At 51.6% G+C, this 24,353-nt stretch carries 22 protein-coding genes; 6 read left to right on the top strand and 16 right to left on the bottom strand.

Annotated features, from left to right (window positions below; translation table 11 throughout):
* Positions 1–3 precede the first annotated feature (3 nt).
* From GQE98_RS01300 to GQE98_RS01340, 9 genes are all read right to left on the bottom strand, one after another.
* Entirely contained in the window at positions 4–1,197 is a 1,194-nt protein-coding gene (locus GQE98_RS01300) for a BaiN/RdsA family NAD(P)/FAD-dependent oxidoreductase (RefSeq protein WP_161313744.1), read from the bottom strand.
* A 37-nt stretch (positions 1,198–1,234) separates the two neighbouring features.
* Positions 1,235–3,070, bottom strand: coding sequence for a DNA mismatch repair endonuclease MutL (gene mutL, locus GQE98_RS01305; protein WP_161313745.1), 1,836 nt, complete (start codon positions 3,068–3,070; stop codon positions 1,235–1,237).
* A 68-nt stretch (positions 3,071–3,138) separates the two neighbouring features.
* Positions 3,139–4,491 carry a M16 family metallopeptidase gene (locus tag GQE98_RS01310; protein WP_161313746.1) on the bottom strand — a complete coding sequence of 451 codons (1,353 nt, stop codon included), beginning with the start codon at positions 4,489–4,491 and terminating at the stop codon, positions 3,139–3,141.
* Positions 4,492–4,501: 10 nt separating this feature from the next.
* Complete coding sequence (locus GQE98_RS01315; protein ID WP_161313747.1) at positions 4,502–5,869, bottom strand: M16 family metallopeptidase; 1,368 nt, start codon at positions 5,867–5,869, stop codon at positions 4,502–4,504.
* Positions 5,870–6,012: 143 nt separating this feature from the next.
* On the bottom strand, positions 6,013–6,597 hold the full coding sequence (locus tag GQE98_RS01320) for a DUF3035 domain-containing protein (RefSeq protein WP_161313748.1): 585 nt from the start codon (positions 6,595–6,597) through the stop codon (positions 6,013–6,015).
* A gap of 17 nt (positions 6,598–6,614) precedes the next feature.
* Positions 6,615–7,088, bottom strand: coding sequence for a signal peptidase II (gene lspA, locus GQE98_RS01325; protein WP_161313749.1), 474 nt, complete (start codon positions 7,086–7,088; stop codon positions 6,615–6,617).
* 5 nt (positions 7,089–7,093) lie between these two features.
* Positions 7,094–9,913, bottom strand: coding sequence for an isoleucine--tRNA ligase (gene ileS / locus GQE98_RS01330; RefSeq protein ID WP_161313750.1), 2,820 nt, complete (start codon positions 9,911–9,913; stop codon positions 7,094–7,096).
* A gap of 410 nt (positions 9,914–10,323) precedes the next feature.
* Positions 10,324–11,304, bottom strand: coding sequence for a bifunctional riboflavin kinase/FAD synthetase (locus GQE98_RS01335; RefSeq protein WP_161313751.1), 981 nt, complete (start codon positions 11,302–11,304; stop codon positions 10,324–10,326).
* Between the two features lie 29 nt (positions 11,305–11,333).
* Positions 11,334–11,765: a MaoC family dehydratase gene (locus GQE98_RS01340; RefSeq protein WP_161313752.1), complete on the bottom strand. Its 432-nt coding sequence runs from the start codon at positions 11,763–11,765 to the stop codon at positions 11,334–11,336.
* A 246-nt stretch (positions 11,766–12,011) separates the two neighbouring features.
* Here GQE98_RS01340 and GQE98_RS01345 point away from each other — a divergent pair, with 246 nt between their 5' ends.
* Together GQE98_RS01345 and GQE98_RS01350 are read left to right on the top strand one after the other, a co-directional pair.
* Positions 12,012–12,398 (top strand): response regulator, encoded by a 387-nt coding sequence (locus GQE98_RS01345; protein WP_161313753.1) that lies wholly within the window; start codon positions 12,012–12,014, stop codon positions 12,396–12,398.
* Positions 12,398–13,015, top strand: a complete 618-nt coding sequence (locus GQE98_RS01350) for a protein phosphatase CheZ (protein WP_161313754.1) — start codon at positions 12,398–12,400, stop codon at positions 13,013–13,015. The genes GQE98_RS01345 and GQE98_RS01350 overlap by 1 nt, the downstream gene beginning before the upstream one ends.
* 13 nt (positions 13,016–13,028) lie before the next feature.
* Here GQE98_RS01350 and GQE98_RS01355 read toward each other — a convergent pair whose 3' ends face one another.
* On the bottom strand, positions 13,029–13,904 hold the full coding sequence (locus GQE98_RS01355; RefSeq protein WP_161313755.1) for a TIGR01459 family HAD-type hydrolase: 876 nt from the start codon (positions 13,902–13,904) through the stop codon (positions 13,029–13,031).
* Positions 13,905–13,917: 13 nt separating this feature from the next.
* Positions 13,918–15,129, bottom strand: a complete 1,212-nt coding sequence (locus tag GQE98_RS01360) for an EAL domain-containing protein (RefSeq protein ID WP_161313756.1) — start codon at positions 15,127–15,129, stop codon at positions 13,918–13,920.
* Positions 15,130–15,294: 165 nt separating this feature from the next.
* Here GQE98_RS01360 and GQE98_RS01365 point away from each other — a divergent pair, with 165 nt between their 5' ends.
* Complete coding sequence (locus GQE98_RS01365) at positions 15,295–16,128, top strand: SDR family NAD(P)-dependent oxidoreductase (protein WP_161313757.1); 834 nt, start codon at positions 15,295–15,297, stop codon at positions 16,126–16,128.
* A 2-nt stretch (positions 16,129–16,130) separates the two neighbouring features.
* Here the strand turns inward: GQE98_RS01365 and GQE98_RS01370 are convergent, their stop codons facing one another.
* From GQE98_RS01370 to GQE98_RS17970, 5 genes are all read right to left on the bottom strand, one after another.
* Entirely contained in the window at positions 16,131–17,087 is a 957-nt protein-coding gene (locus GQE98_RS01370) for an acetyl-CoA carboxylase carboxyltransferase subunit alpha (protein ID WP_161313758.1), read from the bottom strand.
* A 115-nt stretch (positions 17,088–17,202) separates the two neighbouring features.
* Entirely contained in the window at positions 17,203–18,183 is a 981-nt protein-coding gene (locus tag GQE98_RS01375; RefSeq protein ID WP_161313759.1) for an HpcH/HpaI aldolase/citrate lyase family protein, read from the bottom strand.
* 97 nt (positions 18,184–18,280) lie between these two features.
* Positions 18,281–19,174, bottom strand: coding sequence for a site-specific tyrosine recombinase XerD (xerD, locus tag GQE98_RS01380; protein ID WP_161313760.1), 894 nt, complete (start codon positions 19,172–19,174; stop codon positions 18,281–18,283).
* A gap of 1 nt (position 19,175) precedes the next feature.
* Complete coding sequence (locus tag GQE98_RS01385; protein ID WP_161313761.1) at positions 19,176–20,969, bottom strand: hypothetical protein; 1,794 nt, start codon at positions 20,967–20,969, stop codon at positions 19,176–19,178.
* Positions 20,950–21,090: a hypothetical protein gene (locus GQE98_RS17970; RefSeq protein WP_202526019.1), complete on the bottom strand. Its 141-nt coding sequence runs from the start codon at positions 21,088–21,090 to the stop codon at positions 20,950–20,952. Before GQE98_RS17970 ends, GQE98_RS01385 begins: the two co-directional genes overlap by 20 nt.
* A 205-nt stretch (positions 21,091–21,295) precedes the next feature.
* Between GQE98_RS17970 and GQE98_RS01390 the strand changes: the two genes are divergently transcribed.
* From GQE98_RS01390 to GQE98_RS01400, 3 genes are read left to right on the top strand one after another with little or no spacing between them, the layout of a single operon-like run.
* Positions 21,296–21,898, top strand: coding sequence for a shikimate kinase (locus GQE98_RS01390; RefSeq protein ID WP_161313762.1), 603 nt, complete (start codon positions 21,296–21,298; stop codon positions 21,896–21,898).
* Positions 21,895–23,034 carry a 3-dehydroquinate synthase gene (aroB, locus tag GQE98_RS01395; protein WP_161313763.1) on the top strand — a complete coding sequence of 380 codons (1,140 nt, stop codon included), beginning with the start codon at positions 21,895–21,897 and terminating at the stop codon, positions 23,032–23,034. Before GQE98_RS01390 ends, aroB begins: the two co-directional genes overlap by 4 nt.
* Positions 23,035–23,043: 9 nt before the next feature.
* Positions 23,044–24,336 (top strand): HlyC/CorC family transporter, encoded by a 1,293-nt coding sequence (locus GQE98_RS01400; RefSeq protein ID WP_161313764.1) that lies wholly within the window; start codon positions 23,044–23,046, stop codon positions 24,334–24,336.
* The last annotated feature ends 17 nt before the right edge of the window (positions 24,337–24,353 follow it).

Consider the following 24,353-nt stretch of genomic DNA (forward strand, 5'->3'; position numbering starts at 1 on the left):
GCTTTACGCATATTGGCCCGCGACAAAACCCGATGACCAGGCCCATTGAAAGTTATATCCACCCAGAAAACCTGTAACGTCCACCGCCTCACCAACGAAGAAAAGTTTCGGCACTGATTTCACTTCCATAGATTTTGAATACAGCGCGGCTGTGCTGACCCCGCCGACGGTTACCTCTGCCTTGGCATACCCCTCAGTTCCACTAGGAATAATCTTAACCAGTTTAATTGTTTTTACTAAATCTTGAATTATGATGTTCGAAAGATTACCGACTTCAGGGAGGTTATCGAAGTTACGAAGTACGGCTACCGCTAGTCGGTTCGCCAGAAATTCCTTAAGAAGAGCGCTCACTTTAAGTTTTGGTTGGCTCTGCCGTTTTTCCTTGAGCAAGTTGGCAAGATCAATATCGGGAAGAAAATCGATCATAATCGATTCCCCTGATTGCCAGAAAGACGAAATCTGCAAAATTGCCGGTCCACTTAAACCGCGGTGAGTAAACAGCAGGTTCTCCCGAAACTGGATTTTCCCGATGCTGATTTTTACATCAGCGGACACGCCTGTTAAGTCAGCGAACCGCTCCCTATCCCCAGGCTCGAAAGTAAAGGGCACCAGCCCGGGACGCAACGGTGCAAGCGGAAGGTCAAACGTTCGCGCCACACGATAGGCAAAATCATTTGCGCCCAGCTTCGGAATAGAAAGACCGCCGGTGGCAATAACAAGGCTTTCTGAGTGAATTTGCTGGCGACCGGTATAGATTGAAAATCCATCATCCGTCTTATTTATCATATCGGCGCCGGAGCCTCGCCAGATTGTGACGCCCCCTTCGGCGCATTCGGTCTCTAGCAATTTGACGATATGTTTTGCACTTTCATCACAAAATAGCTGGCCGAGCTTCTTTTCATGAAAGGCGATTCCATGCTTTTCAACAAGGGCGATAAAATCAGACTGCGTATACTGGCGCAGGGCGGATTTACAGAAATGCGGATTATCAGAGATAAACTTCTCCGGCGCGGCCAGCAAATTCGTGAAGTTACATCGCCCGCCACCTGAGATAAGGATTTTTTGCCCGCATTTCTGCGCCTTTTCCAGGAGCAGAACTTTCCGCCCGCGCTTACCGGCCTCTATTGCGCACATCATGCCCGCGGCCCCTGCGCCAACAACGACCACATCATATTTCAGTGCGTCCACAGACGTCATATCGTCACCTTGTCTGGAGAATTCTCAGGAACGGGTTTTACCGGCGGCCAAATAATTTTTCAATGTCACCAAGTTGCAACTCGACATATGTCGGCCGGCCGTGATTGCATTGGCCACTATGCGGTGTGACCTCCATCTCTCGCAGCAGGGCATTCATTTCGTCAATCGAAAGCCGGCGCCCCGCGCGGACTGACCCGTGGCAAGCCATGGTTGCACAAACATCATCAAGCCGATCTTTGAGCGATAACGCCGTGTCGAGTTCACCCAGATCGTCGGCCAGATCCTGCACCAACCCCTTGATATTACATTCGCCCAGCATGGCCGGGGTCTCGCGCACAACTATAGCTCCAGTGCCAAACGGCTCCAGCATAAGGCCCATTTCAGCCAACTCATCCGCGCGTTCGGCAATTCTGTTCGCAGCCACCTCATCGAGTTCAACAACCTCTGGCAAGAGAAGCATCTGTCGGGCCACCCCTTTCGTCGATAGCTGCTTCTTCATACGCTCCATTACCAGCCGTTCATGGGCCGCGTGCTGATCGACAAGAATGAGACCCGTCGACGTCTGAGACACAATATAAGTTTCGTGAAGCTGGCTACGTGCCGCACCCAAAGGATACTGCTCCAAAGCACGGGATTTTTCCTGTTGCGGACCTGTTTCTTCGTCTGCCCGTGCAGCTGGTGGATTTTCCGCTGCAAGGGGGGCGTGATACTCCGCGTTAGCTTCCGCCAGGCCGGGAGAAGGATTGGCCGCCTGATCACTGCTCCAGCGTCCCCAATTTGCCGCTGGTCGACTCTGTGATTGAAAAGGGAGGGGGGAATTTTGTGCCCGGAAAGCCCCCAATGCCTGACCCGAAATTGTAGATGAGGCGCGATGCCCATGTTCCGCCAACGCATGGCGCAAAGATCCGACAATAAGTCCGCGAACACCGCCGCTATCACGAAAGCGAACTTCGGCCTTTGCAGGATGGACATTCACATCCACCTGATCCGCAGAGATCTCCAGAAACAGAGCAAGGAGTGGATGGCGATTTCGTGCCAGCAGGTCCATGTAAGCCCCGCGCACGGCCCCCGTGAAAAGCTTGTCCCGTACCGGTCGCCCATTAACAAACATGAATTGCATCGTTGCGTTGCCGCGATTAAAGGTCGGAACCCCGGCATAACCCGCAAGCTTTACGCCGTCTCGCTCTGCCTCGATACGGATGGCATTTTCGGCGAACTCCCGTCCCATAATCGCGCCGAGGCGATCTAGCCAGGCATCAAAAAGATCCCCTCCTGACCCGGCAACCCGGAGGGCCGTTCGATTTTCATCGGCAATTGAAAAGGAGATCGACGGAAACGCCATGGCGAGGCGGCGGACGACATCAAGGGCCGCCCCAAATTCCGCGCGCTCAGTCTTTAGGAATTTTAACCGCGCTGGCGTTGCAAAGAAAATATCCCGAATCTCGACGCGCGTGCCCTTTTGACCGCTGCCAGGTTCCAGCGCTCCCTTTTTACCGCCTTCAACGCTTAGTTTCCAAGCCGTTTCTTCACCCTCCAGCCGGGTCGTAATTGTCATACGACTGACAGAAGCGATAGAGGGAATTGCCTCGCCGCGAAACCCGAGATTCTGGATAAAGACAAGATCATCATCCGGCAGTTTGGAAGTGGCATGGCGTTCAAAACAGAGTTCCAACTCTTCCGCACTCATACCGCAACCATTATCCGTCACGGTAATCAGTGATCGCCCTCCGGCTCGCATGACAACGTCAATCTTCGTTGCGCCAGCGTCTATCGCGTTTTCCACCAATTCCTTGACAGCAGATGCCGGTCGCTCCACGACTTCGCCGGCAGCAATCTGGTTAACAATATTCTCGGGCAGACGTCTTAAGGGCATAGTCGATCCAGCAGAAACTTTAAGATAGACCTTAGCAAAAATGCCAAGGAGGGCCTAGAGCATGACGGCTAATTCTTTTGTGCGCCTTTGCCTGTCGCTTCCAGATTTTCAGGCTTACCCGCAACAACGACAATCAACTTGTCAGGATCAAGCAACTTTTGTGCAACCCGATTGATATCCTCCTGACTTACTGCATTGATCAGATCTGGCCGGTTATTCAGATAATCAATGGGGAGGTCGCTAAACTGCATTGCTACCAGAATATCAGAGATACGGTCATTGGATGACAGGCTGAGCGGAAAGGACCCATTCAGGTATGTCTTGGCCGCAGCCAGTTCTTCCTCTGTCACGCCTTCTTCGCGAATACGGACGAGTTCGGCCTCTACCAGATCAAGGGCCTCCTTCACAGATGCATTGCTGGTTCCGAAACCTCCCATTTGGAGTCCCGCTGCTTTCATTGGGTATAGATAGCTGTAAACGGAATAAACCAGCCCCCGCTTCTCGCGTATCTCCTCAGTCAGGCGGGACTGAAAACTGCCACCCCCCAAAATATAATTAAGCACATACGCCGTATAGTAATCGGGGTCTTCCCTTTTAACGCCCTGACCACCAAAGATGACAACGCTTTGTGGGATATCCTGGGGGATAATTTTAATCGCAGCCTCGACTAGCGGTTCCGTTTGTGGAATAGCCGCAATTTCAGCTTTATCGGGGAGTTTACCGAATGTCTCATCAAGAAGCGGCCCGAGTTTCCCCGCCGTTATATCGCCGACAACTCCAATCAGCATATTATCCTTACCTAGTCGCGTCCGGGCAAAATCAACGAGATCCTCACGGGTGATTGCAGATATGCTGTCAATCGTCCCTTCGGACGGTTGACTATAGGGATGGTCGCCAAAGGCAAGCTCGAACCAGGCGCGCCCTGCAAGACTATTTGGATCGGAAAGTTTTTGATTAAGTGATGCGAGGATCTGGCCGCGAATACGCTCCACCGGTTCTTGATCGAAGCGCGGATCACTGATAGCGAGCCCGAAAAGGCGGAATGCCTCTTCCGTATTTTCGCTCAAGGTTTTTAAGCTTCCCGAAAAGCTGTCCTTACTGGCATCGAAACCAAGCTGTATGGCTAGGTCGGAGAGACGTTCCTGAAAGGCATTACTGTCAAACTCCCCTGACCCTTCATCCATGGTGGAAGAGGCAAGATAGGCCAAACCTGCTTTATCCGCCGGATCAAGACTTGCCCCGCCTCGCCAGGCAACATTCAGGCTGACAATCGGAATAGAGGCTTCTTCCACCAACCAGGCCTCGATACCTCCGGGACTGACAACTTTCTGAATTTCCACCGCACTTGCCGGCAGACTACCTAGAAAGATGAGGGTCGTGGAGACCAGAAATATTGCGATAGAGCGATAGGCGTACAGCATTATTTTTCCTTCAGCTTTTCGCATCTTCAGGCAGCAAACGGCCTACAACGGATTTCCGATCATCGAAAACCATTTCAGCGGCCTTTTGAACATCTTCGGCAGTAATCTTGGAAATGTTTTTGGGCCAGTTGACAATCTGTTCAATCGTCTCGCCGCTGGCAAGGGAGGAGCCAAGAATATTTGCCGCCCCTCGAATGCTGTCGCGGGCATATATCGCATCAGCGAGAAGCTTCTTCTTGGCACGGACTAACTCTTTTTCAGTTACCCCGTTTTCAACAATATCCTTAACGATTGCCTGGATCGCGCCCTCTACATCCTCAAGGCTATAATCAGGAGTCGGGCTACCATAAAGAACGAAGGTAGATTTGTCATAGGAACCGGAATGAAAATAAGCGCCGGCACTGGTCGCTATTTTTTTATCCACAACCAGATTGTTGTACAGGCGGCTGGTAACGCCGCCCCCCATGATCTGACTTAAGACTTCAAGCGCCCGAAGGTTCCGCTGATCTTCACTTCTCGCGGAAGGAGCAAGATAGCTTTTTCGCCAAGATGGCTGACGGACCCTCTTGTCACTCATTTCGATAACCCGCTTGGCAAGTTGCGGTGGTTCCTGCACACGCTCGCGGTTGGGGATTTCTCGTGCGGGGATCGGGCCGTAATATTTTTTGGCTAACTCAAAAACCTCCTCTGCGGTTACATCGCCGGCGACAATCAGAATAGCATTATTCGGCGCATAATACGTGTTATACCAATCCAGCGCATCTTTCGTGGTCAGCTTCTCAATTTCATGTCGCCACCCAATAACCGGCGTTCCATAAGGATGCGCCAGAAATTGCGCTGCATCGAACTGTTCCCCAAAAAGCGCCGCCGGATTATTATCGGTGCGCTGCGAGCGCTCTTCCAATACCACTTTGAGTTCAGGTGCAACGATTTCATCCGTTAGAACCAAATTTGTCATGCGGTCCGCCTCCATTTCCATAAAAAGAGGCAGTTTGTCTGCGCTGACATTCTGGAAGTAAGCAGTGTAGTCCTGCGATGTGAAAGCGTTCTCTTGTCCGCCATTTTCCGCGACGATAGCGGAAAATTCGCCAGGCTCCAGCGTTTTGGTCCCCTTGAACATCAAATGTTCCAAGAAATGTGCAATACCGGACTTGAGTGGCTTTTCATCCGCTGCCCCTGCCCTGTACCAAACCATATGAGTTACAATTGGTGCACGATGATCTTCCAACACAACAACTTCCAAGCCGTTCTCAAGGGTTGTCACCTTCGGATCAAACAGGGTTGGTATAGTCTCTTTGGCGAATAGATTCCCCGGACTGCCACCGAAAGCCAGGCTAAAAAACGTGACGAAGATAAATAGCTGTCGCATCGGGCCCATAACTAGCCTCCGGTCGCATTAAAACTGTTATCCTAAAATAAAGGGTGAAGCGCCCTGAATTACAAGACTATACAGCCATTATTTGTGAAGAAGTCACCGCAAATGAACGATGCCGTCCGGGCAAAACGGATAATCCGAAAAGGTCAGTTAAACAACCCTTCCAGAAGCGCACGTTTGCGCCGCTCGATAACCGGAGTTTCTGGCCCGGCAGCGGGAGACTCGCCAAGGGCCGCATTTTCCTGCAGCCGCTTCTTCTCTTTTGCCGGATCAACAACCGTGCCGAAAGGAGGTTGTTCCTGCCAGAACATGATCTTTTCCATAAAGGTCTCATCATTTTCTGCAAGGACAGCAGTTTCCGTATCGATAATCTGACGGATATTTGGATCAACATTTTCCGCGCCAGCCTGGCGCAAAAGTGCCAACTCCCCTGTGGTGACACCAGCGGCTACCGCATCGCTATGGGTCACGGGAGCTGTATTAACCTGAGTGCCCAGAAGCGCTGCTTTCGCGCTATTCTCGGCGAGGACTTCCTGCGGGCCCTTCTGCCCAGGAGCAGGAGGACGAAGAGAAAAATCCGGCGGTATAATCAGAGGCGCTTTGGTGATGACCGTAAATTCATCCGGTCCTTCCTTGTTTCCAATACCAAGAGCCTGCTTCGTCCCCTCGCAGCCTGTTAAAAGGACTGCGGACAACAAAACCATCCCGGTCAGAAATCTCCCGTTGCGCATTATACTGAACCCTTCCCTCATGATGACATTTTACCGGACTTACGTCCCTGAAACAAGTTTTCAAGCAGAATAGCGATCACCCCGACGACAATGGCCATATCGGCAACGTTAAATGCGGGCCAGCGCATAATGATCAAGTCAAAATCAAAAAAATCAGCAACCGCCCCAAACCTGATACGATCAATAATATTACCGATTGCGCCACCCAGCACCAGACCTAGACCGATAGATAATATCTGATTTGTGGCTTTTCTAAGCCAGAAAAATACGACGACGGAAATAACGCTGGCAACGGCAACCAAAATCCAGCGCATATTGTCCCCGGCAAACATGCCGAAACTAACGCCTCTGTTCCAGACCATCACGAGATTAAAGAAGCTCGTCACTTCAATGCCCCCCGGATGGCGGGCCATCAGGTCGATCAGATACATTTTGCTGATCTGATCAACGGCAATAATTATCGACGCAATGAAAAGCCCGAGACGGAACATACAGATTATGCCTCAACTTCTACCGGCAAGGAGTCCACAACATCAGCGCAACGATGGCAAAGATCATCATAAGTTTCATGGGTTCCCACCTCATCGAGAATCTTCCAGCACCGCTGGCATTTCTCGCCCTCGGCAAGCTCCGGCGTCACAGCGACGCCCGCGATATCCTCAAGGGTAAATGCGCCCTCTGGCGCGGGTTCCGTTGAAAGAGTTACGCCGGAGGTGATGCAGATATCCGCAAGATCAAGCCCGTCAAGCAGTGCCTTATATTCCTCGCTCACATAAACGGTTGGCGCAGCTTGCAAGCTGGAACCAATACGCTTTTCCCGACGTTCAATTTCAAGAGCACCCGTCACAACCCGGCGGAAGCTGCGTACTTTCGACCAGCGGTCATGCAGGTCTGGATTGCTCCATTCCTTCGGAATGTCCGGGAACTGGCGCAAGTGAACGCTGCTGTCCTCGCCGGGATAACGGGTGAGCCAGGTCTCTTCCGCCGTGAAGACCAGCATCGGCGCAAGCCATGCTGTGAGGCAATGGAACAACTGATCCAGAACAGTCCGGGCGGCGCGACGACGTATGTCATTCGCCCCGTCGCAGTAAAGCACATCCTTTCGGATATCGAAGTAGAAGGCCGATAGCTCCAGGGTGCAGAAATTGTGAATAGCGGTAAAAACGCGGCTGAACTCATAGACATTGAAATTCTCGCGGATGAGCTGATCCAGTTCATACATCCGGTGCAGAACCCACCGTTCAAGCTCCGGCATTTCGCTCACGTCAAGCCTTTCGCTCTCCTCCCAGCCTTCAAGATTGCCGAGGATGAAACGCAGCGTGTTTCGTAGGCGGCGGTAGCTATCGACCTGCCCCTTCACGATTTCATTGCCGATGCGCATATCTTCGGAATAGTCCGAAGCAACCACCCAGAGCCGCAGGATATCGGCGCCATTCTGCTCGATGATCTTCTGTGGCGCGACGACATTACCGAGAGACTTGGACATCTTCCGTCCCTGCCCGTCCATCACAAACCCATGGGTCAGAACCGCCTCATATGGCGCGCGTCCGCGGGTGCCGCAAGATTCCAGCAGTGACGAATGGAACCAACCACGATGCTGGTCGGTCCCCTCAAGATAGAGCGATGCGGGCCATTGCAGTTCCGGCCTAGCTTCCAACGTGAAGGCATGAGTACAGCCGGAATCAAACCAGACGTCCAGAATGTCTTTCGCCATCTCATAGTCATCGGGATTATAATCATTGCCGAGGAAGCGTTCGGGCGACGAATCAAACCAGGCGTCCGCCCCTTCCTCTTCCATGATTTGCTCAATGCGCGCATTGACCTTTTCATCCCGCAACAAATCGCCGGTTTCCTTATGGGTGAAAACCGTGATCGGCACACCCCAGGCGCGCTGACGCGAGAGCACCCAATCCGGCCGGCTCGCGATCATCGAGTGAATTCGGTTCCGGCCCGAAGCGGGATACCATTTCGTATCATCGATAGCTTTCAACGCCTTGTCCCGGAGATCATTGGTCTCCATCGAGATAAACCACTGGCTGGTATTCCGGAAAATCAATGGCGCCTTGGACCGCCATGAATGCGGATAGGAATGAACTAGCTTGCCACGCTTCAACAATGCCCCGACTTTTTCAAGCTCATCGGCGACGCCCTCGTTGCACTTATAGACATGCTGACCCGCAAACATCGGTACATGTTCATAGAACGTGCCGTCCTCATCCACCGTATGCGGCACTTCGATGCCGTGGACCATTCCGACTTCATAGTCTTCCTGACCATGACCCGGCGCAGTATGGACGAAGCCGGTACCGGCATCGACGGTTACGTGATCGCCATCGATCAGCGGTACATCGAAATCATATCCCTTGCCATTGAAAGGATGTAGACAGATAACGCCCTTGAAGGCATCACCCTTGCCGCGCCAGATAACATCAGCCGCGACAATTCCCGCTTCTTTCTGGACCTCATCAAGAAGTTCCGTGGCTACGAACAGCTTCTCACCGACAACAGCAAGCGATCCTTCCGCCACTTCTTTCACTTCAATCCCGACATATTCCATGTCCGGGCCGTAGGAGATGGCGCGGTTGCCCGGCATCGTCCAAGGCGTTGTCGTCCAGATAACGATGGACCCGCCCATAAATTCTTCCGGACCAGACTTTACCGGAAAACGGACATGGATCGTTGTCGAGGTATGGTCGTGATATTCAAGCTCGGCCTCTGCGAGCGCCGTCTTCTCAACCGGGGACCACATGACCGGTTTTGAGCCGCGATAGAGCCCGCCATTCATCAGGAACTTCAGCAGTTCGCGAACGATCTGCGCTTCCGCATCATAGCTCATGGTCAGATAGGGCCGTTCCCAATCGCCAATAACGCCAAGGCGCTTAAACTCTTCCCGCTGCACGTCTACCCAATGGGTTGCGAAATCCCGGCATTCTTTACGGAACTCGACGACCGGCACCTGATCCTTGTCTTTACCGGCCTTGCGGTATTTCTCTTCAATCTTCCACTCAATAGGAAGGCCATGACAGTCCCAGCCGGGGACGTAATGCGCGTTCTTGCCCATCATCTGCTGTGACCGGCTGATAACGTCTTTCAGGATCTTGTTCATCGCGTGACCGATATGCAGATTGCCGTTTGCATAGGGTGGGCCATCATGAAGAATAAACTTTTCGCGTTCTTTAGACTGTTCGCGCTGACGGCCGAACAAGTCCATAGTCTCCCAGCGCTCCAACAATCCGGGTTCCTTCGCGGGAAGGCCAGCCTTCATCGGGAAATCCGTACGGGGTAAAAATAGCGTCGATTTATAGTCAGTGCTCATCGGGCAAACTGATCCTAACAGTATCTCAAATTATCGGTAAGTCATGGGCGGCGGACTGCCGCAATTTATACGGTTTTACCCTGATCATCAGGTGTGAACCTTCATTACCCGGCCTTACTTTGCAAAGGCCGGGCTTATAATTCGGTCGTGGGAGACATCCCACCCGAGGAAACAAGCCATATGTATCCAGAATTCTGTCATGGCAGGTGTTTTATCAACTCCGCGCTCTGCTGTCGAGAAATCAAAGGCCAAATGGACCAAAAACAAGCGTTTTTTACGCCTTAGCATTCTTACAGTTGTTTTTTCCAGTAAAAGATACGCCTTGAGAAATTCTGGCCACCGTTTAAGGGGATTGCCGGGTATTTGATCGCCAGCAAACGGAAACTCAAAAAAGGCGCCTGTTTAAGGCGCTAACTACAGACCTTCTTGTCTGCATATTTGGTTTGCTGGTTATTGGGGTTGGCGAGAATTTCGCGTGCCTTCTTGACGTCTTCGGCGATCTGCGCAGTCAGTTCTTCTATTCCGGCGAATTTCATTTCTGGCCGGATAAAATCGACGAAAGCAACTCGAAGGCTCTGATCATAAAGATCGCCCGACCAGTCCAGAAGATGAACCTCCAGCAGGACATCCTTCTTATCGAATGTCGGCCGCATGCCAAAATTTGCCACGCCATCTATCCAGTCGACGTGAGTTCCGCGATGCAACCCAACCCGGACTGCATAAACGCCCAATTTTGGATGATGATAGCCTACCAGCGGGATATTCGCCGTCGGAAACCCAATGGTACGCCCCCGTTTATCCCCTTCGATGACGGGCCCCTCAATTTCCCACCAATGACCGAGCAGCAAGGCGGCCTTTCCGGGATCGCCCGCCTTCAGGCATTCACGGATCGCCGTGGATGAAAAAATCACCGTGCCTTCGCCGACAGGCTCCACTACCGTTACGCCAAACCCGTATTTCTTCCCAAGCTCTGCAAGGACGACTGTTGTCCCCTGCCGTTTATGGCCAAAGATAAAATCATAGCCAACAACCACATGGGCGACGTTGTAGCCCTCAACCAGAACGTCACGGACAAAATCCTCTGCCGATTTTTGGGAAAAGGCGAGATTGAACTCAAGCGCCACCATCACATCAAGGCCGAGCCATTTTAGGTGAGCCGCTTTGGTATCAAGTGTCGAAAGTCGGAACGGAGGGGCGTCCGGCGCGAAAAATTCCCGCGAATGAGGCTCAAATGTCAGGACACCCGCGGCAAGCCCCAACCGATCCGCAATTTCCTGCGCTTCTGCAATGACTGCCTGATGGCCGCGATGAACGCCATCGAAATTTCCGATGGCCAGCACGAGACCGCGGCATTCTTCTGGAACATTCTGGTAATCGCGTAAAATGCGCATCTGCTATAATCCGTATCGTTGCGTTCGGCTCAAGACCGTCGGGAAACCATCAAGGTTGCCTCGCCATCCAACACAACGGTCTCCCCGATGGTACATGCGCAATCAAACGTGACCCGTTTGCCATTAATCTCTCTCAGGGTCACGCGCGCCGTCACTGTGTCGCCAATACATACAGGCGCCTTAAAATTGAGGTTCTGATTCATGTAAATCGCCCCAGGTCCCGGTAGTTTTGTTCCAAACACAGTCGAGAGAAGACCGGCCGACAGCATTCCATGGGCTATCCGCTCCTTGAATATTGTCTTCTCGGCAAATTCAGCATTGAGATGAACGGGGTTTGTATCGCCTGAAATGCCAGCATACATGACGATATCTGCTTCCGTGATCGTTTTGGCATAAATCTCAGTCATGCCGACTTTTAAATCCTCAAGGAAATAGCCATGCAAATCTTCATAAACTGCCATTGGAGTCCTTCTCATTACCGTCTGGGATATTGTTAAGCTATATAGAAGGAAAAAAAGCCAGGCCGCAAGCACTGAGACGATATAATCGGCCCGACCTCGTCAATCCAGTCAGATTTAGTAAAACTGCATCCAGGTTAACTAATTTTTCAGGTTCCAAACCTAATCTCCAACAAAATGGTTAAGGCAGATACTTGAATTGGAACCTGACTGAAACCGCATTTTTACGAAAGTAAGAGGGGATTTTCAATGGCCGTCGATATGAATATGTCGATCCTTATCGTTGATGATTACAAAACGATGTTGCGTATTATCCGCAATCTTCTTAAACAGCTCGGCTTCAACTCAGTTGATGAAGCTTCGGATGGATCTGCCGCTCTTACAAAAATGCGTACAAAGAAGTATGAGCTTATTATTTCTGATTGGAATATGGAGCCGATGACCGGATATCAGCTGTTGAAGGAAGTTCGAGCTGATGAGACACTAAAAAACACGCCCTTCATCATGATTACGGCAGAATCTAAGACCGATAACGTAGTCGCCGCGAAAAAGGCCGGCGTCAACAACTACATTGTCAAACCATTCAATGCCGCCACTTTAAGAACAAAAATCTCCTCGGTCCTTGGTGAATTCTAATGCCCGATACAGAAGAGGTCATTCAGCTTAGAAAAGCGATCGAGTCCCTTCACCAGGATTGTGAAGACCTCGCCAACTTCATTATGGCGGCAAGAACAGAGATTGCGCAGATTCGACCAAATGATCTCAAGCAGGAAAAACTACCCCGCGCCGGGAAAGAACTGGATGCGATTGTAGAGGCCACCGAAACAGCAACGAACCAGATTATGAGCGCGGCCGAAAAGATCATGTCGGCAAAGGTGACGGACGCTGACGTCGTCAGTGACGCCTGTATGGAAATTTTTGAGTCTTGTTCCTTCCAGGATATTACGGGCCAACGGATCAGCAAGGTCGTCTCCACCCTCAACTATATTGAGGAGTACCTCGCCCGCCTTACAAAGGCATGGGGACATCACATGGATAGCGCCGAAGATAGTATGGTCGCACCTCGTCGTGATCAAGACGCAGAACTATTAAACGGCCCTGCCCTATACGGCGAAGGCGTCAACCAGGCAGAAATCGACACCCTTTTTGATGAGACGGGAACGGGGTCACAAAAAACTCCCAGTGCGCCAACGAAAGCCGATAAAAGCACACGCAATAAAGCACAGGAAGAAATCGACGCTCTTTTTGATTAAGAAAAGCGCCGTCTTACCAAACCATATGTCCGATTACGTAAGTTGGTGAGAACAAATGCTGCTCGACGACTTTTTCTATCTGCGTCGCCGTTGGCAGCTGGCCGTCCTTCAGACCCCACTCTTCTGCATGTATCCCTCCACTCACGAGAACACTATCAATTCCATTGGCGTTAGCGCCCTTAATATCGGTACGCATACTGTCACCAATAGCGAGAATTCTGGAAGGATCCTGTATATTTAGTTTTGTCATGACCTGCCGATATACTTCGGGATAAGGCTTTCCGAAGAGTTCAACCCGACCGCCAATCTCCTCATAAAGCGCCGCAATTGCCCCCGCACAGTAATGAATGGTTGTGCCGCGCATCACGGTCAGGTCCGGGTTGGCGCAGAGCATCGGCAAATCCCTTTTGAGGGCATCTTGCAATAACTCCCGATAATCTTCCGGCGTTTCTGTCTGGTCATCCACCAGCCCGGTGCAAATCAAAAAACTCGCTTCTTCTATCGAGAATACCTTCTGATAGTCAAGGCCGTCATCCAGCCCTTTGTCGCGATCTGCCCCAATCTGATAAAAGGCTTTAACTGCGCCTTTAAGAAAAGGATGCTCACGGCTTACCAGCACCTCACGCGTTATATCACCCGACGTTAGAATTTGGTCATAACGCCCTCTCGCCACTCCCATGCTCTCCAGGAAGTTGACCACATACCCATTCGTGCGGGGGGCATTTGAAAGAAGTATGATCGGTTTCTCGCTCTCCCGCAGCCTGTCCATGCAATCCAGCACGCCGGGATAAGGATGATGGCCGTTATGTACCACCCCCCAAAGATCCAGGATAAAGGCATCATAGTTCGGCGCAATTCCGGAAAGGCCGGAAATAATCTTGAAAGACATAAAGAAAAACCTGTTAATTCACGGATTGAGGTGGGCGCGGCACACCAAAAAGGAAACCCTGACCAAAGCCGACTTCCACATCAAGCAGCCCGATCACGGTATCCTCATCTTCTACCATGCTCGCAATCAGTTCGATATTCTCGCGAAGCAGAGCCTCACGCAGATCATCGGGGTGAATATCCATAGGTAAACCCGGCCGGCCGGGAAGGAGTTCTCCCGCAGCAACCTTGAGATAACGGAAATGTCTATCACCAAGCTCACCAAAGTCGAAATCAAGTCGCTGCACATGATCGACGGAAAATGAAAAGCCCATCTTGGCAAGTGTCGCCAGCCCCTTCTGGATCACCTCCGACGCGTTCTCGATATCATCCTGCGCGAATTCCAGGATCAGGCTTTCGCTTAAATCCTTGTTCTGGTCCAAAAACTCAACGAACTGGCGAAAGAAAGCCGTATCATTCAGGGTCCTGGCGGAAACATTGACGAAAAAACCAATATCTGCGTTACGTTGGCGAACCCGTCTGATCAATTGCACACAGCGAATGAGCAGCAAATTGTCAATCGTGCCGATCAGGCCAGCACTTTCCGCCACAGCAAGATACTGGCCCGGCGTGATCACTTCGCCGCGGGGTCCGCGTATGCGCGAGAATGCCTCATAGAACAGTGTACGCCGCTGCGGCAGCCGGACAATCGGCTGTAAATACAGATCGACTTTATTCTCCTGTAAGCCAGCACGTACAATTTCCAGAATTGCATCATCACGGGGCGGGGCTTCTTCACGTGGGTCCGCAGCCGTCTCAACTGCGTCGTCCAACTCTTCGGGAACTTCCTCATCGACGGAAAGGATGATCTCCTCTTCCTCTTTTTTCTCTGGCGCAGGGTCCGAGGAGAGCTGCTTCAGGAGTTTGCGTAAAATCTGCATTTCTGCGGCAAAGCTTTCCATATTGCCGTCTTTGCCGGCCAGGCGGCCGAGAATATTGTCAAAACGATCAAGACCAGATTCCGCCATATCAAGATCGCTGCGCATTTTGAGGAGGTCACGCTGAAACCGCGATCTTTCGACATGTCTCATGATAAAATCATGAACAAGGGCACACAGAAGAAAGAAGACGCCACCAGCCCAATAACCGGCAACAGGTTCAATTCCTTGAACATAAACCGGAGTCTGCACAGCAATAACCACTGCCGTCAGGGCATAGGCAATAATGATTACGCTATGGTAGAGCACGCGACGATAATCCCCCGTAAGTTACAAGGCGCCAGTTTAGTCAAAAATTCCGAATAGGGAAGTTAATCTCTGCCGGAATGCCTAAAAAACATCTATTCGCGACATATCGTATATTGATGTAATCTTATATTTCCAATTCAAACCATCATGCAAAGAAGAATGAAAATGAACCGATTACAGGACAAGGTAACCATTATAACGGGCGGAACCAGCGGAATAGGTCTTCGCACGGTTGAGATTTTCAGTGAGGAAGGAGCAACGATTGTTTTTTCCGGACGGCGCGAGTCTGAAGGAAAGAAAATCGCCAACAGGCTCGGCGAAAAGGTGCATTTTGTCTGCGCTGATGCGACTGTCGAGGCCGATATGGAATCGCTCGTTAAGGGGACTGCTGAGAAATTCGGCAAACTCGACTGCCTCTTCAACAACGCAGGCGGCCCGGCGCCTGTTGGCAGCATAGAAGCTGTCGATTTCAAAAAATCGATGGACGCCATGACGCTGCTTTTTGGCAGCGTTCTCCTCGGGATAAAGTTCGCCGCCCCTATCATGAAAAAGCAGGGGTACGGCAGCATCATCAACAACGGTAGTATCGCCGGTCATCTGGCTGGATATTCAACTTCGATGGTTTATAGCAGTGCAAAAGCGGCGGTGCTGCAACTAACGCGCAGCGCTGCAATGGAACTGGGCGAGAGCAATGTTCGGGTCAACTCCATCTCCCCCGGAGCTATTGCAACCGGTATCTTCGGCAAGGCACTTGGCCTCAAGGGTCAGGCGGCGGAAGATACGGCGCAGGTTGCCGGGAAGCTATTATCCCAAGCACAGCCCATTCGCCGCGCGGGCCTTCCGGATGACATTGCGAAAGCGGCCCTTTTCCTCGCGTCTGATGATTCCACCTTTGTCAATGCCGCAGACATTCTCGTTGATGGCGGCATGATTGGCGGCCGCCACTGGTCCGCACATCAGGAAAGTGTTCGCAATCTCGGAAAGGCCTTTTCAGGTTAAATTCATCTTTCTTCGAGGCGGCCTATTGCTAGGATTTTCCGGCGGCGTTCTTCCCGAAGTTCGCCAGGCTCCAACGTGGAGAGAACGGCGAGCTCCTCTTCAATTGCATTACCAAGAGAGTTAATCGCTGCCGGCACGTCACGCTGGGCACCGCCAACCGGCTCCTCAACGATCCGGTCGATGACGTTAAGTTTCAAAAGATCTTGCGCCGTGATTTTCATCGCGGTTGCCGCTTCCTGCGCCTTATCGCGAGTCTTCCAAAGAATCGCCGCGCAGCCCTCCGGGGAAATCACGGAATAGATTGCATGAGCGAACATCAGGACGCGATTGGCACTTGCCAGCGCCACAGCACCGCCGCTGCCCCCTTCGCCAACAATTGACGCAATCATCGGTACGCGCACATCAAGACTGACCTCAATGGAACGTGCGATTGCCTCTGCCTGGCCGCGCTCTTCCGCACCGATACCCGGATAAGCGCCAGACGTATCAATGAAAGTCAAAATGGGAAGAGAAAAATGATCGGCCATGCGCATGAGACGCTGTGCCTTGCGATATCCTTCGGGTCGCGCCATACCGAAATTATGGCGAAGACGGGTTTCCGTATCCTTGCCCTTCTCCGTCCCGATAACTACCACGCTGCGGCCACGAAATCTGCCCATGCCACCAATGATCGCCTTATCATCGGCAAACGCACGGTCTCCGGCGAGCGGTGTAAATTCCTCAATCAATTGCGCGATAATATCGCTCAACTTGGGTCGGTCCACATGGCGGGCAACCTGCGTTTTCTGCCATGGCGTCAGCTTCGAATATGTTTGCTCCAACTGGTGAAGCGCCTTCTGACGGAGTTTGGCAATATCCTCATTGATTTCGATATCACTACCGCTTTCAAGCCCTTCCAACTCGCGAATTTTGCCTTCGAGGTCGGCGATCGGCTTCTCAAAATCAAGGAAATTATTCATTAAGTGTCCAAACTCCACAGTGATCAACGGTCTGATTAATAAATTGGCGGGACGGTTACGTCAATCAACCGTTCCGCCAGCAAATAAATTAGTGACAGCTATATAACGCGCAAATCTATCCGCGTGCTGCGATAATATCAGCCTGATTTACCAAGGCTTCGGCCTGCTTAATGGACGCAATATCAATCAAACGGCCATCGAGAGCGACGGCACCTGCTCCCTCGGCCTGCGCCTTTTCCATTGCCTCAAGAATACGGCGTGCCTTCGCCACTTCTTTCTCAGCGGGCGTAAAAATATCATTGGCAAGTGGAATCTGCTTAGGGTGAATGGCCCATTTCCCTTCGCAACCGAGTATCGCCGCCCGATTACCGTGTGCGATATAACCATCTGGATCAGAGAAATCCCCGAAAGGGCCATCAATCGGACGAAGACCGTTGGCGCGGGCCGCTACAACCATCCGGGCAATGGCATAATGCCACATATCGCCCCAGTGGAAATCACGGCTTTCGTCTTCTGCCGGATCTGTCAGTACACCATAAAGCGGGTTTGGTCCCCCGATGGAGGTTGTGCGCGCTTTTGTAGACGCTGCATAGTCCGCAACACCGAAATGCAGGCTCTCGTTACGTTTGCTGGCGGCAGCAATTTCATGGATATTCTGCATGCCGAGCGCAGTTTCGATAATATGCTCGAACCCGATTTTCTTTTTACGTCCCGTCGCGGCCTCAATCTGTGTTACCAGCATATCTATAGCGTAAACATCGGAGGCTGTGCCAACCTTGGGTATCATAATCAGATCAAGGCGCTCTCCGCTCTTTTCAACAACATCAACGATATCGCGATACATGTAATGCGTATCCAAGCCGTTTATGCGGACGGACATCACCTTATCGCCCCAATCAATATCATTCAGGGCTTCAATGATATTCTTACGGGCCTGTTCCTTGTCGTTCGGCGCAACAGCATCTTCCAGATCAAGGAAAATGGCATCCGCGTCTGACTTTGCGGCCTTCTCAAACATATGCGGGCTGGAGCCTGGAACGGCAAGTTCACAACGGTTCAGGCGCGAAACGCAGGGTTCCGGAACAGTAAAGCTCATGAGTTTTACACTTTCTTAGGTTTAAGTTTGTGAATTTATTGGGAGGAAATTGCGTTAGCCGGGGGACAGAGTCAAGTTTTCCGCGAATAAATTTGCATTACGCTAATGGATGATGGGCCGTGACGATTTCCTTCAGTCGTTCCTGCAGGACATGGGTATAGATTTGCGTTGTCGAAATATCCGAATGCCCCAACATCTTCTGGAGGCTTCGAAGGTCCGCACCATGGGCCAGCAAGTGACTGGCAAAGGCATGTCGCATTACATGGGGGGAGACTTTCGCCGGATCGATACCTGCCTCGATGGCCAATTCTTTCAGCAGTTGGCCAAGCCGTTGACGGGTAAGAAAGCCTTGCCCGCCACGTGATGGGTAAAGCCATTTTGAATGACTTCCATCCGGGCAAAAACTTTCCCGAACCCTGAGATATTCCGCGACTGCGTCCCGGGACGCCTGATTCACCGGGACCAGTCTTTCCTTGTTTCCCTTGCCTCGAACGATTAGGAACCGGTCCTGGTCCCGAAGGGCTGGATAGGGGAGTGAGACAAGCTCCGAAACCCGAAGACCCGTCGCGTAGAGGAGATGGAGCAAAGAGAAAAGCCGCTTTTTATCAGGCGCATCCCCTTCTGCTGCCGCGAGCAGATTATCGACCTCGGCTTCCGTCAAATACTTTGGCAGGCGGCGACCGGCACGCGGACTATCGATATTGAGTGCCGGATCATCATGGCGAATATCTTCACCTAAAAGATAAGAAAAGAGTTGCCGTATTGCGCTTAATCGCCGGGCCTGCGTGGTTGCTTTTAATCCGGTATCATCCAAAAATTTAAGATAGGCCTGAATATCCGTGGCGCCTGTAGTCTTGAAATTCCGTCCTCGCCGCGCGATAAAACTTTCGAAATCGACGAGATCCCGGCGATATCCCTCTAGCGTATTTTTTGCCGCGCCTCGCTCGGTTAGCAGCATCTCCAGAAAGCCTTCAAGGTAATGCGCCGACATCTTACAAGTTCCGGGAAACGGCGGCCTCCAAGGCAATTTGCCGGGCTTCGGCTTCAAGCCCGATTGCCTTCAACGCAGCAAGAACAGTTTTTAGGGTCTCAGTTGAGGCCTTTCCAGGGCCTTCTTTACCGAGTGCCGCCAGTGATAGGGCCACAGTCTCACCAACCAGTCCCGCCTCCGCTGCTTTTTGCAAATTTTTCTCGAGAACAAAATTAGAAAAGCCCAGCCTAGCCTCTTGGCCAAGCTCTAACGCCGCCCCCCAAAGATCCTCAGGAACCGGCTCGCCGAACGTCTCGAGAATAGCTAGATACAGTCCCGCATTCTCTCCTGGCGAGGATGCCTCGGCATGATCAAAGTCGGCAGGGTTGAAGCTTGCCGCGTTCCAGCGTGCGATACCAGTCGTGCCGGAAATAAGCATATATGCATCCGCGCGTGTAATGAATTTTCGCGCTGTTTCCCGTGCGGAAAAATCCCCCCGCAATGCGCCCCGCCGGACTGCTCGTTCCCACAATGCTGCTGTTGCGCTCTCTTTCGCAACCAATGAAAGCCGCAGTGCATCGAGCTCAAATGAATCCCCAAACTCAGCGGGGGTAAGCCCTGATAGCAGCGGCATGGAAAGACTGGATGCCGCAAAATAAGATCCGTTTCTGTCTCCGGCCGCCCAAATCTCTCCAAGCAAGCGGGCCATTTCGGTGTCGGCATTGGTGCTGGTAGCTTCCCGGTAGAGAGTCGCTATCCGCGCAAGATCCGGCCTATCTTCCAAGCCTTCCAAAAGAGCGCCCTGACTAACAAGCTGCCGTGGAAGGAGAGGAGGAACACCGCCAACGGCAAGTAGTTTATAGGCCGCAACGAAACGTTCATTTAGATCTGCGCTCTGGTCCATAGCCAACGCCCAGAGGAATTCATTTCCCGCGGTTTCGAATAATGGAATTGGAAGAGACACTTTCGCGAGCCGCATCATCGCAAAATGAAGGGAGTTAAGAGCTTGTCCTGTTTCCGGAAGAGGGGATTTTCCTCCCGCCAATCGGTCAAACAACGCAAAAAAGAGTGTATCCTCTCCCGCTGTTTCATAAAGTAGACTGATGCCAAGCTCTGCCCGCGCCATATTCCCGGCGACGATATTGCAAAACACATCTGCCTTGGTCCAGAAACTACCTGCAGCCGCTGCCTTATTACTCACCAAAATCCGACAAGCCTGTTCGTTCTCACCCTTCAGCAGCAGAAGTTCGGCTGAAATGCGATTCAGGTCCGGAGTCATGCTGGAGGCTGGAACCCTGCTTATTAATACCGACGCATCGGTTACCAGCCCCGCATCCATCAGTTTTTCAAGGCGCAGCTCAAGTATTTCGGTCGATTGGCCTTGCTCCTGCGGGAGGGTTGCCCCTGTTAAAAGCAATCTGCGGTAAAGACTTTGCATCTCAGGCGAAGAAGCGGAGATGGGCATATACTTCAATAAATACGGGACACGATCCGTCGGTGTACCTTGCCACATATCTGTGCCAAGCCCGCCATTTGCTGCCGTCAAGGTCCCAATAGAGGCGGGGCTTAGACCGCCGAGCGACTGGACGACGACAGAACCCTCAATGCGGCTCCCTTCGAGTACCTGTTTTTGCGGTGCGGATGTTGTTGGCATCCTTGTGTCAGGTGCATTTTCCAATTGCGTAGCGGGCTGACCAAGCTGGGGCACCAGATTACGCGGCTTTTCCTGCGCAGATGCCGTATTTATCAAGACGGCGAGGCCCGCAACTAACAGGCCGGCACTATAAAGTCTGGATCTATTTAGGGAACTGGTCATTTGGAATAACCTTTTCAACTTTTACCGTTGGCGCCGGAATATCCCAGGCAGAGAGGTAAACGCCGCCACCAATAACCAACGCCGCTACCAAAAAAAGCAGAAAAAGGGAAAACTTAGACATTTTTGATCACTGTATCCAAAATCAGGGCACTAAAATCGTGCATGTTGGGTAAAACTGTTGCTATTTAAAGCACTAAACTGCGATTATGGTAAAAATTGGCTTTATTGATTAGCACGGTTCGGCGAAATACATCAATAACCTTAAGAAAGATATTGTGCCGCTAGGTTTGAGCGGGGGATTCGCGTGAACGCTGAAAAGTGATAGGATGAACAAGACACAAATTGCCGAAGCTGGCAACGCTACTTCGGTTAATGAATATGAGAACAGGCCCATTGTCCTGGTTGGATTGATGGGAGCCGGCAAGAGCTCCATCGGGAGACGCCTCGCAACCCAGCTCGGATTGCCGTTTAAAGATGCGGATACAGAGATTGAAGCAGCGTCTAACCTTTCCGTGTCGGAATTTTTCAACCTTCATGGAGAAGCCGCCTTTAGGGAAGGGGAGCGGAAGGTTATCGCACGCCTGTTAAAGGAGCCGCGCCATGTGCTGGCGACCGGCGGCGGCGCATTTATGGATCCGAGAACACGAGCGCTTATCTCCAAGAAAGGCTGCTCTATCTGGTTGCGTGCCGAGCTTGATGTCATTTATAAGCGCTGCATGAAACGCAATAATCGGCCGCTTTTGAAAACGGGCAACCCAAAAACCATATTAAAGAATCTGATGGAAGCGCGTTATCCGGTTTATGCCGAGGCGGATATCACGGTCGACAGCGGCGACGGACCGCATGAAATTGTTGTCGATAAGATTATTGCCGCACTTAAAGACCTGAAAAACTCATCGTCGGGCGAAATCGCCCAAGGTAGAAAATGACCTCCTCGTCCATAGCCCACTCCCCTGCCGTATCACAAGTACAGGTCGCACTTGGCCTACGTTCATACGAAATCCTAATTGGCGCCGACCTGATTGCTGGCGCGGGCGCGATCCTGAAAGACATGATCAAGAATCCGCGAGTCGCCATTGTCACGGATGAGAATGTTGCCGCACTCCATCTGAACGGCCTCCAAAACTCGCTGACCGAAGCAGGAATTCAGTTTAGCACCTTTGTCTTTCCTCCGGGTGAGAGCAGCAAGAGTATTGCTTCCTACAGCGATTTAATGAACCGCCTGCTGGACAGCCGTATCCAGCGTGACGAGGCATTGATCGCCCTCGGTGGCGGCGTCATCGGCGACCTTACCGGATTTGCTGCATCCACCTTGCGGCGCGGCGTGGATTTCATTCAGATTCCGACAACCCTGCTTTCTCAGGTAGACAGCTCAGTTGGCGGCAAAACGGGCATCAATGCGCCACAAGGCAAAAACCTGATTGGCGCCTTTTATCAGCCTCGCCTCGTCCTTGCAGATATCTCCGCGCTCGACACCCTGCCGCCGCGGGAAGTCCTCGCCGGGTATGCCGAAGTGGTGAAATATGGCCTGCTCGGGGATTACGAAATCTTTGAATGGCTTGAATTAAATGGCAAAAAAGTGATTGAAGGAGATGCTGCCGCGCGCATATATGCCGTCGAACAAAGTGTGAAAGCCAAAGCACGTATCGTAGCCAAGGATGAGAGAGAAGGTGGCGTCCGGGCGCTTCTTAATCTGGGTCACACATTCGGACATGCTCTTGAGGCGGAAACAGGCTATGGTCCACATCTCAACCATGGGGAAGCCGTGGCAATCGGAATGATAATGGCAGCGGAGCTTTCAGCCAGCCTCGGCTATCTAGATCGCCAGGATTGTGGCCGCATTCGCGCTCATTTTAAATCTCTGGGCCTCCCTGTTAGGGTTCCCGACATCGCGGGTGTAAACTGGAATGCAGAAAAACTGCTCGCTCATATGCGTCAGGACAAGAAAATCAGTGGCGGCAAAATCACACTTATTCTGATGAAAGCGATTGGCGATACTTTCATTACAAAAACGATTGAGGAGGCAGATATCCTGTCTCTACTTCAACAGGAATTAAAGGAATAGAATGGGAAAATGGACACGGGTGAAACAAATTTGGAACTGATCTTCCTTCCGCTCTCAATTTTTCTGCTTTTATTATTCTCCGCATTTTTTTCGGGTTCGGAAACGGCGTTAACGGGAGCGTCCCGAGCCCGTCTGCACCAGATGGAGCAATCAGGCAACCATCGCGCCGGGCTTGTAAACCGGCTTCGGGACAAGCATACAAAACTTATAAGCGCCATTCTGTTGGGAAACAATCTGGTCAACATCCTGGCGTCTGCTCTGGCGACCAGTATTTTTATCTCACTGTTCGGGGATATCGGTGTCGCCTATGCGACTATTGTCATGACCGTCCTCGTACTGGTGTTTGCGGAAGTGCTGCCGAAAACTGTAGCGCTTCGCCGGACGATACCTGTTGCGCTTTTTGTTGCTCCGCTTTTACGGCCCACCGTTTTCGTCCTCTCTCCCGTCGTAATGGGTATCAACTACATTGTCGATGTAACGTTGAGTCTTGTTGGCATAAAAGGGCATGACGGCGACACGGACACACTGACAGACGCCGCACAAGATGAACTTCGCGGCGCAATCGACCTGCATTCCGAGGATGCCGGGGTAATCATGCATGAACGCTACATGCTGGACACGATCCTTGATATGGATGAAGTCGACCTTGAAGACATTATGGTGCACCGGAAGAATGTGGAGATGGTCGACGCGGAAAAGCCACTGCGTGAGGTCATCGATCAGGTTTTGGGAAGTCCGTACACAAGGTTACCGCTCTGGAAGAACAATCCCGAAAATATTATTGGAATTATTCATGCCAAAGACATGTTACGTGCCCTTATTCCTCTTGCTGGAGATTATGAGAAGCTCGACATAGAGACAATTGCGACCGAACCCTGGTTCGTGCCGGAAACAACCACCTTGCGGAGCCAACTCAACGCATTTCTTGAGCGAAAGAGTCATTTCGCACTTGTTGTCGATGAATATGGCGCTCTGATGGGCCTCGTGACTCTTGAAGACATTCTTGAGGAAATTGTTGGTGATATCGCAGATGAGCATGATCTTGCCGTCAGTGATGTCCGCTTGCTGAAGGATGGCAGCATTATTTCCAAAGGAGATGTGACAATCCGCGACCTGAACCGGCAGTTAAATTGGGCGCTTCCCGATGAAGAAGCCGCGACGATCGCCGGCCTGGTCATACATGAGGCTCAAATTATCCCGGAAATTGGTCAGGCATTTATTTTTCATGGGTACAAGTTTGAAGTGCTCAAGAAAGATCTTAACCAGATTACGGAATTGCGGGTCACCTCGCTTGATCTATAGAATTCCTTTAGGGCAAT

The organism is Sneathiella litorea (assembly GCF_009882915.1).
Classification (GTDB): domain Bacteria; phylum Pseudomonadota; class Alphaproteobacteria; order Sneathiellales; family Sneathiellaceae; genus Sneathiella; species Sneathiella litorea.